Origin of the sequence: Pseudomonas sp. BF-R-24, from assembly GCF_019947335.1 — a bacterium.
In the GTDB taxonomy this organism is placed as follows: domain Bacteria; phylum Pseudomonadota; class Gammaproteobacteria; order Pseudomonadales; family Pseudomonadaceae; genus Aquipseudomonas; species Aquipseudomonas jessenii.
Genome location: NZ_JAGYGG010000002.1, coordinates 119347 through 133677, shown reverse-complemented (window position 1 = coordinate 133677; position 14331 = coordinate 119347). Strand labels below are relative to the sequence as shown.

Genomic DNA, 14331 nt, shown 5'->3' with positions numbered 1-14331 from the left:
ACGAAACTCCCAACAAAATTTTCAGTTCGCTCAAGGTGAGCGAACCTTGGATAGTTTGAGCCTTGAAACTATTTACCCGACTTGACCTTGGTCCAGCTGCGGGTCATCAAACGTTGAATATTCGGCGGTAACTCGATCGACACGTAGGTCTTGTCGAGCACCTCTTGCGGTGGATAAACCGCTTCGTCGGTGCGAATGGACTGTTCCATCAGTTTGTCCGACCCCGGGTTAGGGTTGGCATAGCCGACGTAATCGCTGACCTGGGCAATCACCTCAGGCTTGAGCAAATAGTTGATGAAGGCGTGGGCCTGCTTGACGTTGGCCGAGTCCTTCGGAATCGCCAGCATGTCGAACCAGAGCGCACCGCCCTCTTTCGGAATCGAGTAGGCGATGTTCACGCCTTTCTTGGCTTCTTCGGCGCGGTTCTTGGCCTGGAAGATGTCGCCGGAGAAACCGATCGCCACGCAGATATCGCCGTTGGCCAGATCCGCGATGTACTTGGACGAATGGAAGTAGGTCACGTAAGGCCGCACTGCAAGCAACTTGGCGGTGGCCTTTTCGTAGTCCTTGGGATCAGTGCTGTTAGCGTTCAGGCCCATGTAATTGAGCACTGTCGGCATCATTTCATCGGCGGAGTCGAGGAACGCGACGCCACAGCTTTGCAGCTTCTTGATGTTCTGCGGCTCGAACAGCACGCCCCACGAATCAATCGTATCGACGCCCAGCACAGCCTTGACCTTGTCGACGTTGTAACCGATGCCGTTGGTGCCCCACAGGTACGGCACGGCGTACAGGTTGCCCGGATCGTTCTGTTCCAGGCGCTTGAGCAGCACTGGATCGAGGTTCGAATAGTTCGGCAGTTGCGACTTGTCGAGCTTCTGGAATGCCCCGGCCTTGATCTGCTTGCCGAGGAAGTGGTTCGACGGCACGACCACGTCGTAGCCGGTACGCCCGGCCAGCAATTTACCTTCCAGGGTTTCGTTGGAATCGAAGACGTCATAAACCGGCTTGATACCGGTCTCTTTCTGGAAATCGGCCAGGGTGGTCTCGCCGATGTAGTCGGACCAGTTATAAATATGCACGGTACCGGCGGCCTGGACACTGACAGCAACTGTCAGCCCGGCACTCACCAGCATGGCATTGCGCAACATAGAAAAAATAGGCAAGTGGAGGTCCTCTGAAATTAGTTGGGCCCAAGTTGCCCCGCGCTACATGACAACCGTGGTTGCCCGGCAACAAAACCGGCGCGCAACTTACCCTCGAAAAACCGTTCCAGCAAAACTTTCTGTCATTTAATTACACCTGCTGCCGCCACCGCGCGGGTGGCGACAACAGGTTGTTGCATCAAACCGGCTTATTTACCGGATTTGATCTTGGTCCAGCTGCGGGTCATGATCCGCTGGGTCGCGGCCGGCAAGTCGGCAATCGCGTACAGCTTGGCCAACACGTCCGCCGGCGGGTAAACGCCCGGGTCGCTGGTGATGTCTTTATCGACCAACGCAGTTGCAGCCGCGTTACCGTTCGGGAAACGCACGGCGTTGGTGATTTCAGCCATGATTTCCGGCTTCTGCAGGAAGGTCATGAACTTGTAGGCGCCTTCGACGTTTTCGGCATCTTTAGGGATGGCGACCATGTCATAGAAGCTGCCGGCACCTTCTTTGGGAATGTTGTAGCTGACCTTCACCTTGCCACCGGCTTCTTCCGCGCGGGACTTGGCCTGGTAAATGTCACCCGAGTAACCCACGGCCACGCAGATGTTGCCGTTGGCCAGGTCGGAGATGTACTTGGACGAGTGGAAGTAACCTACCGAAGGACGAATTTTCAGGAACAGCGCTTCGGCTTCGGCCAGTTGTTTCTTGTCCTGGCTGTCGGTTGGATAGCCCAGGTAGTGCAATGCCACCGGAATCATCTCGGTTGGCGAATCGAGGAAACTGATACCGCACGCCTTCAACTTCGCGGCGTTTTCAGGTTTGAACAGCAGGTCCCAGGAGTTGGTCGGCGCGTCGGCACCCAGTGCAGCCTTGACCTTCTCGGGGTTGAAGCCGATACCGATCGAACCCCACATGTACGGGAAGGCGTGCTCGTTACCCGGGTCGCTCACGGAAACGGCCTTGAGCAGGTCGGTGTTCAGGTTCTTCCAGTTAGGCAGCTTGGACTTGTCCAGCTTCTGGTAGACGCCAGCCTTGATCTGCTTGGCCAGGAAGTTGTTCGACGGTACAACGATGTCGTAACCGGACTTGCCTGCCAGCAACTTGGCTTCAAGGGTTTCGTTGCTGTCGAAGACGTCATAGACAACCTTGATGCCCGACTCGTCTTCAAACTTCTTGACGGTGTCCGGTGCGATGTAGTCGGACCAGTTGTACACGTGCAGTACTTTGTCATCGGCCTGAACCGCGCCGGCCATCAAACCCATTACGGACATGGCAAGCAGAGTCTTGCCAGCGAGCTTTTTACCTAGTGCCTTCATGCGTAATGCTCCAAATTTTTCTTTTTTGAACCACTTGTTCAGCGACCGAACCCGGGCAACTGGAACCGCGGCTAGTCTGGCAAGATCCACATCGGTCTTTCAAGGAAACGGCCACGCTTTCTGACAGTTCTGAGCGAAAGTTCCTACTTCATATGTAGAACTTTGAACCTCCGCTCAGAGCCTAGCACTTAGCCCCGCAATGCACTCAGGGTCAGGTCAAGACACTTGCGAGCCTTGGTCACCAGTTCATCGATTTCCGCCGGTGTAATCACCAGTGGCGGAGCGATGATCATGGTGTCGCCGACGGCGCGCATGATCAGGCCGTTATCGAAGCAGAACTGACGGCAGATCATGCCGACGCCCTTGCCTTCGAAACGCTTGCGTGTGGCCTTGTCCTGGACCAGTTCGATGGCCCCCAACAGACCCACCCCGCGAACTTCACCCACCAGCGGGTGATCGTTCAGTTCCCGCAGACGCTTTTGCAAATACGGTGCCGTTTCGGACTTCACGCGCTCGACAATTTTTTCGTCGCGCAGGATGCGGATGTTTTCCAGCCCCACAGCCGCCGCCACCGGGTGCCCGGAGTAGGTGAAACCGTGGTTGAAGTCGCCGCCCTCATTGAGCACCTCCACCACTTCGTCACGCACGATCAGACCGCCCATCGGGATGTAGCCCGAGGTCAGCCCCTTGGCGATGGTCATCATGTCTGGCTTGAGGTCGTAGAAATCGCTGCCGAACCACTCGCCGGTACGACCGAAACCGCAAATCACTTCGTCAGCCACGAACAGAATGTCGTACTTGGCGAGGATTTCCTTGATGCGCGGCCAGTAGGTCTCTGGCGGAATGATCACGCCACCGGCACCCTGGATCGGCTCGGCAATAAAGGCACCGACATTGTCGACGCCGACTTCCAGAATCTTTTCTTCCAGCTGATTGGCCGCCCACACGCCGAACTCTTCCGGGGTCATTTCGCCGCCTTCGGCGAACCAGTACGGCTGGGCAATGTGAACGATGCCCGGGATCGGCAAGTCACCCTGTTCGTGCATGTACGTCATACCGCCCAGGCTCGCGCCGGCCACGGTGGAACCGTGATAGCCGTTCTTGCGGCTGATGATGACTTTCTTGTTCGGCTGGCCCTTGATCGCCCAGTAGTGACGAACCATACGCAGCATGGTGTCGTTGCCTTCGGAGCCGGAACCGGTGAAGAACACGTGGTTCATGCCTTCAGGCGCGATATCGGCGATAGCCTTGGCCAGTTCCAGTACCGGCGGATGCGCAGTCTGGAAGAACAGGTTGTAGTAAGGCAGTTCGCGCATCTGTTTGCTGGCGGCATCGGCCAGTTCATCGCGACCATAACCAATTGCGACACACCACAGGCCGGCCATGCCATCGAGGATCTTGTTGCCTTCGCTGTCCCAGAGGTAAACGCCCTTGGCGTTGGTGATGATCCGCGGGCCTTTCTCTTTCAGCTGCTTGAAATCGCTGAACGGAGCCAGGTGGTGATCATTGCTCAGGGTTTGCCATTCACGGGTTTGCGGATTGTTGCTGGTCATACGAATCTCCTAAAAAAATCACGTGAAGGCGCCGCCAGGCAGCGGCGGCGCCCGGCGTATCAGACGGCAAAGAGCAGGAATTCCCTTTCCCACGAACTGATCACGCGCTTGAAGTTTTCATGCTCGGCCCGCTTGACCGCGACGTAGCCAGTGATGAAATTTTTGCCCAGGTACTTCTCGATGGTTGAACTGTGTTCCATGCGTTCCAGCGCATCTTCGATGGTCAGCGGCAGGCGCAGGTTGCGGCGTTCATAGCCACGCCCCACTACCGGCGCACTCGGGTTCAGGCCTTCGACCATGCCGATGTAACCGCAGAGCAGGCTCGCGGCAATCGCCAGGTACGGGTTGGCATCGGCGCCCGGCAGGCGGTTTTCCACCCGACGGTTTTGCGGCCCCGCATCCGGCACCCGCAGGCCCACGGTGCGGTTCTCTTCGCCCCACTCCACGTTCACCGGCGCCGAGGTATCCGGCAGGAAGCGGCGGAACGAGTTGACGTTGGGTGCGAACAGCGGCAAGAGTTCGGGAATGAGTTTCTGCAGACCACCGATGTGGTGCAGGAACAACTGGCTCATGGTCCCGTCTTCATTGGAGAAGATGTTCTTGCCGGTCTCGATGTCGATGACGCTCTGGTGCAAGTGCATGGCACTGCCCGGCTCGCCGGTCATCGGCTTGGCCATGAAGGTCGCGGCGACGTTGTGCTTGAGCGCGGCCTCGCGCATGGTGCGCTTGAACACCAGGATCTGGTCGGCCAGGGACAGGGCATCGCCGTGACGGAAGTTGATTTCCATCTGCGCGGTGCCGTCCTCGTGGATCAGCGTATCGAGGTCAAGGTCCTGCAGTTCACACCAGTCGTAGACGTCTTCGAACAGCGGATCGAACTCGTTCGCCGCTTCAATGGAGAACGACTGACGACCGGTTTCCGGGCGACCGGAGCGGCCGACCGGCGGCTGCAACGGATAGTCCGGGTCGTCACTGCGCTTGGTCAGGTAAAACTCCATTTCCGGCGCCACGATCGGCTGCCAGCCTTTGTCGGTATAGAGTTTCAGGACTTTCTTGAGCACGTTGCGTGGCGACAGCTCGATCGGGTTGCCTTGCTTGTCGTAGGTATCGTGGATGACGATGGCGGTCGGCTCGATGGCCCACGGCACCAGGTACACCGCGCTCTGGTCGGGGCGGCAGATCATGTCGATGTCGGCCGGGTCGAGCAGTTCGTAATAGATGTCGTCTTCGACGTAATCGCCGGTCACTGTCTGCAACAGAACGCTTTCTGGCAGGCGCATGCCTTTTTCGGCGATGAATTTGTTGGTCGGCGAAATCTTGCCCCGGGTAATCCCGGTCAAGTCGGCGATCATGCATTCGACTTCTGTGATCTTGTGGTTTTTCAACCAATCGGTGAGCTGGTCGAGGTTGTTACTCATAAATGCCTCTAGGCTTGAGTTGTCTGACCCTTTTGAGGTCAGGCGTTGTTTGACGCATCGGCGTCGCGTTGTAGGGCGCTTGCGCGGCAGATTATCGTGCCTGGCAACACGGCTGCAGAGGCCGGGCGTGCAAAATCGCGAGCGGTGCCCTGAACAATGGTCAGGCCGCTATTGTGAATCGGTTCTATATTGAATGGAGTAACCGTAATGGGGGTGCCATCGCGACCGTCCAGAATATCGGACGGGGACGGTTGAACCGTCACGGATGGGAGGATCACCAGAACCGCCGGGGCCACGGAACGGACGGACGTGTCATCACTGATGTGACAAGCATGCCGACCGACCTGTCTTGAGCAGTCGGTGACGCCGATTATCGGCAGGCGAGACATGAAGCACCCCGGTATTATTGCTGTTATGGGTTTGATTCGAGCTTAGCCTTGTTCATTTTTTTACACAACACCCCCGTAAAAAATACAACACGGCCCGCTCAAGCCTGCGGGCGCCATAGAGGCCAAGGGCATAAAAACGCCCCAAAGTGCCTCAAAAAAGCCACACGGGCGCTTTTTTAGGGCAAAAAAGGCCTCGCTTGACTTCGGCATGCCGTTCGGGTTGACTGGAATCTGAAAAGATCAATGATTGATATTTTTAACAACAAAGGTGTTGCATCATGTCGGTACCCCCGCGTGCCGTTCAGCTTAACGAAGCGAACGCGTTCCTTAAGGAACATCCTGAGGTTCTGTACGTTGACCTTCTGATTGCGGATATGAATGGTGTGGTGCGCGGCAAGCGCATCGAACGCACCAGCCTCCACAAGGTTTACGAGAAAGGCATCAACCTGCCGGCCTCTCTATTTGCTCTGGATATCAATGGCTCGACGGTGGAAAGCACCGGCCTGGGCCTGGACATCGGCGATGCTGACCGAATCTGCTATCCAATCCCCGATACCCTATGCAACGAGCCATGGCAGAAGCGCCCGACCGCGCAACTGTTGATGACCATGCACGAACTCGAAGGCGAACCATTCTTCGCCGACCCGCGTGAAGTGCTGGCCAATGTGGTGCGCAAGTTCGACGAAATGGGCCTGACCATCTGCGCCGCGTTCGAACTGGAGTTCTACCTGATCGACCAGGAGAACGTGAACGGTCGTCCGCAACCGCCGCGCTCGCCGGTTTCCGGCAAACGTCCGCACTCGACTCAGGTCTACCTGATCGACGACCTCGACGAATATGTCGACTGCCTCCAGGACATTCTGGAGGGTGCCAAAGAGCAAGGCATTCCGGCCGACGCCATCGTCAAGGAAAGTGCCCCGGCGCAGTTCGAAGTCAACCTGCACCACGTGGCTGACCCGATCAAGGCCTGCGACTACGCGGTCCTGCTCAAGCGCCTGATCAAGAACATCGCCTACGACCATGAAATGGACACCACCTTCATGGCCAAGCCTTACCCAGGCCAGGCGGGTAATGGTCTGCACGTCCACATCTCGATTCTCGATAAAGACGGCAAGAACATTTTTGCCAGTGAGGATCCCGAGCAGAACGCCGCACTGCGTCACGCGATCGGCGGTGTGCTCGAGACCCTACCGGCGCAGATGGCTTTCCTCTGCCCGAACGTCAACTCCTACCGTCGTTTCGGCGCACAGTTCTACGTGCCGAACTCGCCGTGCTGGGGCCTGGATAACCGCACTGTGGCGATTCGCGTACCGACCGGCTCCGCCGACGCCGTGCGCATCGAACATCGTGTAGCCGGCGCCGATGCCAACCCGTACCTGCTGATGGCTTCGGTCCTGGCAGGCGTGCACCACGGCCTGACCAACAAAATCGAGCCTGGCGCCCCGGTCGAAGGCAACAGCTACGAGCAGAACGAGCAGAGCCTGCCGAACAACCTGCGCGATGCACTGCGCGAGCTGGACGACAGCGAAGTCATGGCCAAGTACATCGATCCGAAATACATCGATATCTTCGTGGCCTGTAAAGAGAGCGAGCTGGAGGAGTTCGAACACTCCATCTCCGACCTCGAGTACAACTGGTACCTGCATACCGTGTAAGCGGTTGCAGTAAAAAGGAACGCCGCCGGCTGCTGAAGCCTGCGGCGTTTTTTTATGGCGGACCGAGGTGAACTCATCGCGAGCAGGCTCGCTCCCACAGAGATCTTCTGTGAACACAAAATTTGCACTCAACACAGATCCAATATGGGAGCGAGCCTGCTCGCGAAGGCGGCCTGGAAGACAACACACAACCCTGCTCGTACAATGCCCGCAGCCCCGCAGGAGACTCCAATGACACGCGTAGCCACCCCCCGCAAACCCCGCGCACGCAGCCAGGCCCGGATCGATTCGATACTCGATGCGGCCCGCACGCTGCTGGCTGCCGAGGGCGTGGCCAGCCTGTCGATCTACAGCGTCGCCGAGCGCGCGGAGATTCCGCCCTCCTCGGTCTACCACTTCTTCGCCAGCGTGCCGGCGTTGCTCGAAGCCTTGACCGCCGACGTCCATGCGGCCTTCCGCGCCTGCCTGCAAGCCCCTATCGACCACCACGCCTTGAATGGCTGGCGCGATCTGTCGCGACTGGTGGAACAACGCATGCTCGACATCTATGCAGAGGACGCCGCCGCCCGCCAACTCATTCTGGCCCAGCACGGCCTGACCGAAGTCACCCAGGCCGACCGCCAGCACGACATCGAACTGGGCGACCTGATGCACAAGCTGTTCGACCATCACTTCGAGCTGCCGACCTTGCCGAGTGATGTCGATGTGTTCGCTCTGGCCATGGAGCTGGGCGACCGGGTGTATGCGCGCTCGGTACAGCAGCACGGGCAGATTACGCCGCGCATGGCCGAGGAAGGGATGCGGGTGTTTGATGCTTATGTGGGGTTGTATTTGCCACCGTATCTGCCCAAGCGGAACCTCTAGTGCGCTCACTGACCTCATCGCGAGCAAGCTCGCTCCCACAAGGATCTTCAGTGAATTCAGATTCTGTGAACGACAAATAATCCTGTGGGAGCGAGCTTGCTCGCGATGGCCGCACCGCTCAGCTCAAGACAAACACATGAAAAACCCCGAAGGGCTCAAACCCTTCGGGGTTGTTGTTTACGCATGTAGCTTACAACTTGGCGATCGACACCTCGGTGGATTTCACAAACGCGATCACTTCACTGCCGACCGCCAGTTCCAGCTCTTTCACCGAGCGTGTGGTGATCACCGAAGTGACAATGCCGGAGGCGGTCTGCACGTCGATTTCCGACAGCACGTCGCCGAGGACGATTTCCTTGATGGAGCCTTTGAACTGGTTGCGAACGTTGATGGCCTTGATAGTCATGATGTTGATTCCTGTCGTTGGGTAAGACTTGAGTTATTGAGCCCAGCGCAATTGCGTAGGCAAGGGTGAAACAGGTTCCGGTTCCGGCGGTTGGCCGGGCAGCGCCAGCACGCGATTGAGGACTTCGGTTTCCAGTGCCGCCAGCCGATGGGAGCCACGAACCCGAGGGCGCGGCAGTTCCACGTGCAGGTCGAGGCCGACTTCGCCGTCTTCGATCAGGATCACCCGATCGGCAATCGCCACGGCTTCACTGACGTCATGGGTCACCAGCAACACCGTGAAACCGTGCTGCTGCCAGAGCCGTTCAATCAGTTGCTGCATTTCAATTCGGGTCAGGGCATCCAGCGCACCCAAGGGCTCGTCGAGCAGCAGCAGGCGCGGCTGATGAATCAACGCACGGGCCAACGCCACGCGTTGCTTCTGTCCACCGGACAGCGCTGCCGGCCACTCGTGGGCGCGATCGGCCAGGCCCACCGCTTCCAAAGCTGCAAGCGCTTGCGGCCGCCAGTTGCCCTTGAGGCCCAGACCGACGTTGTCGATGATCTTTTTCCAGGGCAGCAAACGCGCTTCCTGGAACATCAGCCGCGTGTCTTCCCGCGCGTCGCTCAATGGCGCGGCACCGGCGAGCAACTCACCGCCGGTTGGTTGATCAAGACCGGCGAGCAAGCGCAGCAAGGTACTTTTGCCGCAGCCACTGCGACCGACCACGGCAACAAACTGGCCCGCCGGAATGTGCAGGTCGATCTCGCGCAGCACCTGCCGCGAGCCGAAGGTCTTTTGCAGCTTGCGCACCGCCAGCGGAATGCCGCGCAGCAGGCGTGGAGGTTGCTCCGCAATCATGCCGCACCTCCCTTGGCAACCTGATAGGCCGGGTGCCAGCGCAGCCAGACACGCTCAAGTCCACGGGCCGCGAGATCGGCCAGTTTGCCGAGCACCGCGTACAGCAGGATCGCCAGCACCACCACGTCGGTCTGCAAGAACTCCCGGGCGTTCATGGCCAGATAGCCGATGCCGGAACTCGCGGAAATGGTTTCCGCCACGATCAAGGTCAGCCACATGAAGCCCAGGGCGAAGCGCACGCCGACCAGAATCGAAGGCAACGCCCCCGGCAGAATCACCTGCCAGAACAGGCTGAAACCGCTCAGGCCATAGCTACGTGCCATCTCCACCAACGCCGGGTCGACGTTGCGGATGCCGTGATAGGTGTTGAGGTAGATCGGGAACAACGTGCCCAGCGCCACCAGGAAAATCTTCGCCGACTCGTCGATGCCGAACCACAGGATCACCAGTGGAATCAGCGCCAGGTGCGGCACATTGCGGATCATCTGCACCGAACTGTCGAGCAGGCGTTCGCCCCACTTCGACAGGCCGGTGATGAAGCCGAGCGTCAGGCCGATACCACCACCGATGGTGAAGCCCAGCGCGGCACGCCAGCCACTGATCGCCAGGTGTGTCCAGATTTCGCCACTGCGCACCAGACTTACACCGGCCTCGATGACGGCGATGGGTGCCGGCAGGATCCGTGTCGACAACCAACCCGCCGACACACTCAGCTGCCATACCGCCAGCAGCAACACCGGCAACGCCCAGGGCGCCAGGCTGTGGATGATTTTCTTCATGACCGCGCCTCAGCTCTGGGACGCGGCTTTGGGAAGAATGTCGTTGGCGACCATCTCGCCGAACGGGCTGACGTAACCGGCGCTCTTCGGCAGTTCAGGACGCTCGACATCGAGGTGCGGGAACAACAACTCGGCCACCCGGTACGACTCTTCCAGGTGTGGATAACCGGAGAAGATGAAGGTATCGATGCCCAGGTCCGCGTACTCCTTCACGCGGGCGGCCACAGTCGGACCATCGCCCACCAGCGCCGTACCGGCACCGCCGCGCACCAGACCGACGCCGGCCCACAGGTTAGGGCTGACCTCCAGGTTGTCGCGGTTGCCGCCGTGCAATGCGGCCATGCGTTGCTGACCGACCGAATCGAAACGCGCCAGCGAAGCCTGGGCACGAGCGATGGTCTCGTCGTCGAGATGGGAGATCAGCCGATCCGCGGCTTTCCAGGCTTCATCGTTGGTTTCGCGCACGATCACATGCAGACGAATGCCGAAGCGCACGGTGCGTCCAAGCTTGGCAGCCTTGGCACGGACCTGTTCGATTTTTTCCGCGACGGCGGCCGGTGGCTCGCCCCAGGTCAGGACCATTTCCACCTGTTCGGCGGCCAGGTCTTGCGCGGCTTCCGAGGAACCGCCGAAGTACAGCGGCGGACGTGGCTGCTGGATCGGCGGATAGAGCAACTTCGCGCCCTTCACGCTGATGTGCTGGCCGTCGTAATCGACGGTTTCACCTTCCAGTACCCGGCGCCAGATGCGGGTGAATTCCACCGAGGCCTGATAGCGTTCTTCGTGGCTGAGGAACAGACCATCGCCAGCCAACTCTTCCGGATCACCGCCCGTCACCAGGTTGAACAGCGCACGACCGCCGGACAGTCGATCCAGGGTCGCGGCCTGACGCGCCGCCACCGTCGGGGAAATGATCCCGGGGCGCAGGGCGACAAGGAACTTCAAACGCTGGGTCACAGGAATCAGCGATGCCGCCACCAACCAAGAGTCTTCGCAGGAGCGTCCGGTCGGAATCAGTACCCCGCCAAAACCCAGGCGGTCAGCGGCTTGCGCGACTTGTTGCAGGTAACCGTGATCAACGGCGCGGGCGCCTTCGGCGGTGCCAAGGTAATGGCCGTCGCCGTGGGTAGGCAGGAACCAGAAAATATTGAGGCTCATGGAGTGGTCTCCTTGGGGAATCGATTTATTGGGCTTTGGCAACGGCGGCCGGCGGCGTCCAGATCACGTCTTTGATGCTCAACGGCTTGGGAATCAGCTTGAGCTGGTAGAAGCTGTCGGCAATTTTCTGCTGTGCTGCGACCACTTCCGGAGTCAGGAACAACGCGCCATAGCCCTGGCGTTTCACCGAGGTCAGGGTGATGTCGGCTGGCAGGCCGAGCAGCGGTGAAACCTGTTGGGTCACCTCTTGCGGGTTAGCCTTGGACCACTCGCCCACCGCGCGCACTTCTTCCACCAGGGTCTTGATCACCTCGGGATTTTTCTGCGCATAAGGTTTGGTCGCCAGGTAGAACTGATGGTTGTCGACGATGCCCTGACCATCGCGCAGGGTGCGCGCTTGCAGCTGTTGTTCGGCGGCGGCCTGGTAGGGGTCCCAGATCACCCAGGCGTCGACACTGCCACGCTCGAACGCGGCGCGGGCATCGGCCGGCGGCAGGAATACGGTCTGGATGTCGGTGTATTTGAGGCCGGCGTCTTCCAGCGCACGCACCAGCAGGTAATGCACGTTGGAACCTTTGTTGAGGACGACTTTCTTGCCCTTGAGGTCCGCCACCGATTTGATCGCCGAGTCCTTCGGCACCAGGATCGCCTCACTGTGCGGCGCTGGCGGTTCATAGGCGACATAGAGCAAATCGGCGCCGGCCGCTTGAGCGAACACGGGCGGCGTCTCACCGGTGACGCCGAAGTCGATGGAACCGACGTTCAAGCCTTCAAGCAGTTGCGGGCCACCGGGGAATTCCGTCCATTGCACGTCCACGCCTTGGGTGGCGAGGCGTTTTTCCAGGGTGCCTTTGGCTTTGAGCAGCACCAGGGTGCCGTATTTCTGATAGCCGATTCGTAAAGTCTCGGCCTGAGCTTGAGTAATGGCGCCGAAGGTGACAGCCGCAGCAAACAGAGCGACCAGACCACGACGCAAAATGACAGGGCGCATGGCGCTCTCCTTTTTGCAGTTGGGTTTTGGCTGCACCTGCTTGCCCGTTGGCGGGCGAGTAAGGCCAGTACTTCAATTTTTCGGTGAGGCTTAAATGCTCCAGCGAGCACTCAACAAACGATCATTCAACAGGTTCGGATCGAGCGGCTTGGGCCGTCGCGCCATGGCGCTGAAAAACAGCTCAAGCGATTCATTCAGTCGTTGTTCCAGCTCCGGCGCCAACTGCGCCAGGGCGCTGCCTTCGCCGTAGGCGATCTGGCTGTCGACGGCGAAAATCCCCTGCAGCATTTCCTGAGCCTTCAATGCCGACAGCACCGGCTTGAGCGCGTAATCCACCGCCAGCATGTGGGCGATGCTGCCGCCAGTGGCCATCGGCAGAACCACCTTGTGGCTCAAGGCGCGTTCGGGCAGCAAATCCAGCACGACCTTCAGTGCTCCGGAAAACGATGCCTTGTAAACCGGTGTGGCGATCAGCAGGCCATCGGCGTTTTCAATTTGTTGCAACAAGTCGATCACCTTGGGGCTGTCGAAGCGTGCGTGCAGCAAGTCCTCGGCCGGGAAGTCCCGTACCTGATAACTCACCACTTCCACGCCCTGCCCCTGTAACCAACGCTGGGAGCGATCCAACAGCACCCCGGATCGAGAGCGCTGACTGGGACTGCCACCGAGTGAGACAACCAACATTCAGACTATTCCTTGCACGGTGTTGGCGATTCGCGGTTTGCGATCTCGCTTCGATGGAGTGACCTTAACAGTTGATTTATATATCCATAAATCATATTTATTCATTTGGTTATACCTTAAAGAAATATAGAAAGCTGTTTCTTCCAGGCAAAAAAACAGGCCGTCGAAACGGCCTGAAATCCCCTGCTTTGTGGATGCTGTTAACTGTGAAACCTGTGGTGTCTGACCCGACGCCTTCGCGAGCAAGCCCGCTCCCACAAGGGGGTACGCGGACAAATGTGGGAGCGGGCTTGCTCGCGAAGGCGGCATCAGCCACACCGTAAATATTGATGACTCACCGATTAGGCTGCGGCGTCAGGCGCAAGTAAGGCTTAACCGCTCGATAGCCCTTGGGAAAACGCTGTTTGATTTCATCCTCATCTTTAAGCGACGGCACGATCACCACCTCATCACCGTCCTGCCAGTTGGCCGGTGTGGCCACCTTGTAGTTGTCGGTGAGTTGCAGCGAGTCGATCACCCGCAGGATTTCATTGAAATTGCGGCCGGTGCTCGCCGGGTAGGTAATCGTCAGCCGGACCTTTTTCTTCGGGTCGATCACGAACAGACTGCGCACGGTCAGGGTGTCGTTGGCGTTGGGGTGGATCAGGTCGTAGAGGTCCGAGACTTTGCGGTCGGCGTCATCCAGGATCGGAAAGTTGACCACGGTGTCCTGGGTTTCGTTGATGTCCTCGATCCACCTGTGGTGCGACTCCACCGGGTCCACCGACAAAGCGATGGCCTTGACGCCGCGCGCTGCGAACTCATCCTTGAGCTTGGCGGTGAAGCCCAATTCAGTCGTGCACACCGGCGTGAAGTCCGCTGGATGGGAAAACAGCACGCCCCAACTATCGCCCAGCCACTGATGGAAACGAATGGTGCCGGCGCTGGAGTTCTGTTCGAAATCGGGGGCGATATCGCCAAGTCTGAGACCCATGGTGCTGCTCCTTGTGAGTGCTTGATGGGTTCAACTGTGCCTGTGTTTTTTATCTATTAAAAAGAATAAATATCGATTTATTTAGATCATAAGGAAATATTAAATATCTATTCACTGGACGTACCCCGCACAACCGGCCGAACATCGCCCCCAA

Annotated in this window: 13 protein-coding genes; 2 read left to right on the top strand and 11 right to left on the bottom strand. The window is 58.8% G+C overall.

The annotated features are described in order from the left end of the window. Positions 1 to 68 precede the first annotated feature (68 nt). The 4 genes from KGA98_RS02170 to KGA98_RS02155 all read right to left on the bottom strand — a co-directional run bounded on the left by KGA98_RS02170 (position 69) and on the right by KGA98_RS02155 (position 5438). Positions 69 to 1166 (bottom strand): polyamine ABC transporter substrate-binding protein, encoded by a 1098-nt coding sequence (locus KGA98_RS02170; protein WP_317848779.1) that lies wholly within the window; start codon positions 1164 to 1166, stop codon positions 69 to 71. Positions 1167 to 1354: 188 nt separating this feature from the next. Continuing rightward, positions 1355 to 2467 carry a polyamine ABC transporter substrate-binding protein gene (locus KGA98_RS02165; RefSeq protein WP_090452031.1) on the bottom strand — a complete coding sequence of 371 codons (1113 nt, stop codon included), beginning with the start codon at positions 2465 to 2467 and terminating at the stop codon, positions 1355 to 1357. Positions 2468 to 2655: 188 nt separating this feature from the next. Continuing rightward, positions 2656 to 4020 (bottom strand): aspartate aminotransferase family protein, encoded by a 1365-nt coding sequence (locus KGA98_RS02160; protein WP_223500698.1) that lies wholly within the window; start codon positions 4018 to 4020, stop codon positions 2656 to 2658. A gap of 59 nt (positions 4021 to 4079) precedes the next feature. After that, positions 4080 to 5438 carry a glutamine synthetase family protein gene (locus tag KGA98_RS02155; protein WP_223500696.1) on the bottom strand — a complete coding sequence of 453 codons (1359 nt, stop codon included), beginning with the start codon at positions 5436 to 5438 and terminating at the stop codon, positions 4080 to 4082. 667 nt (positions 5439 to 6105) lie between these two features. On the opposite strand from KGA98_RS02155, the gene KGA98_RS02150 reads away from it, so the two are divergent. Further along, positions 6106 to 7482, top strand: a complete 1377-nt coding sequence (locus tag KGA98_RS02150) for a glutamine synthetase family protein (protein WP_053163627.1) — start codon at positions 6106 to 6108, stop codon at positions 7480 to 7482. Between the two features lie 231 nt (positions 7483 to 7713). Further along, a complete protein-coding gene (locus tag KGA98_RS02145; RefSeq protein WP_057712848.1) occupies positions 7714 to 8346 on the top strand; it encodes a TetR/AcrR family transcriptional regulator in 633 nt (210 codons plus the stop codon). 190 nt (positions 8347 to 8536) lie between these two features. On the opposite strand, the gene KGA98_RS02140 is transcribed toward KGA98_RS02145, so the two are convergent. From KGA98_RS02140 to KGA98_RS02110, 7 genes are all read right to left on the bottom strand, one after another. Next, a complete protein-coding gene (locus KGA98_RS02140) occupies positions 8537 to 8752 on the bottom strand; it encodes a molybdopterin-binding protein (protein WP_007967989.1) in 216 nt (71 codons plus the stop codon). A gap of 33 nt (positions 8753 to 8785) precedes the next feature. After that, positions 8786 to 9592, bottom strand: coding sequence for an aliphatic sulfonates ABC transporter ATP-binding protein (ssuB, locus tag KGA98_RS02135; RefSeq protein ID WP_090452038.1), 807 nt, complete (start codon positions 9590 to 9592; stop codon positions 8786 to 8788). Continuing rightward, positions 9589 to 10371 (bottom strand): aliphatic sulfonate ABC transporter permease SsuC, encoded by a 783-nt coding sequence (gene ssuC / locus KGA98_RS02130; RefSeq protein WP_057712846.1) that lies wholly within the window; start codon positions 10369 to 10371, stop codon positions 9589 to 9591. The genes ssuB and ssuC overlap by 4 nt, the downstream gene beginning before the upstream one ends. 9 nt (positions 10372 to 10380) lie before the next feature. Next, positions 10381 to 11529, bottom strand: coding sequence for an FMNH2-dependent alkanesulfonate monooxygenase (gene ssuD / locus KGA98_RS02125; protein WP_090452041.1), 1149 nt, complete (start codon positions 11527 to 11529; stop codon positions 10381 to 10383). Between the two features lie 25 nt (positions 11530 to 11554). After that, positions 11555 to 12520, bottom strand: a complete 966-nt coding sequence (locus KGA98_RS02120; RefSeq protein ID WP_223500694.1) for a sulfonate ABC transporter substrate-binding protein — start codon at positions 12518 to 12520, stop codon at positions 11555 to 11557. 90 nt (positions 12521 to 12610) lie between these two features. Beyond that, the gene (gene ssuE / locus KGA98_RS02115; RefSeq protein WP_007993145.1) at positions 12611 to 13204 is read right to left on the bottom strand and encodes an NADPH-dependent FMN reductase; all 594 of its coding nucleotides are present in this window, start codon (positions 13202 to 13204) and stop codon (positions 12611 to 12613) included. A gap of 334 nt (positions 13205 to 13538) precedes the next feature. Continuing rightward, on the bottom strand, positions 13539 to 14177 hold the full coding sequence (locus KGA98_RS02110) for a peroxiredoxin (RefSeq protein WP_057712843.1): 639 nt from the start codon (positions 14175 to 14177) through the stop codon (positions 13539 to 13541). Positions 14178 to 14331 lie beyond the last annotated feature (154 nt).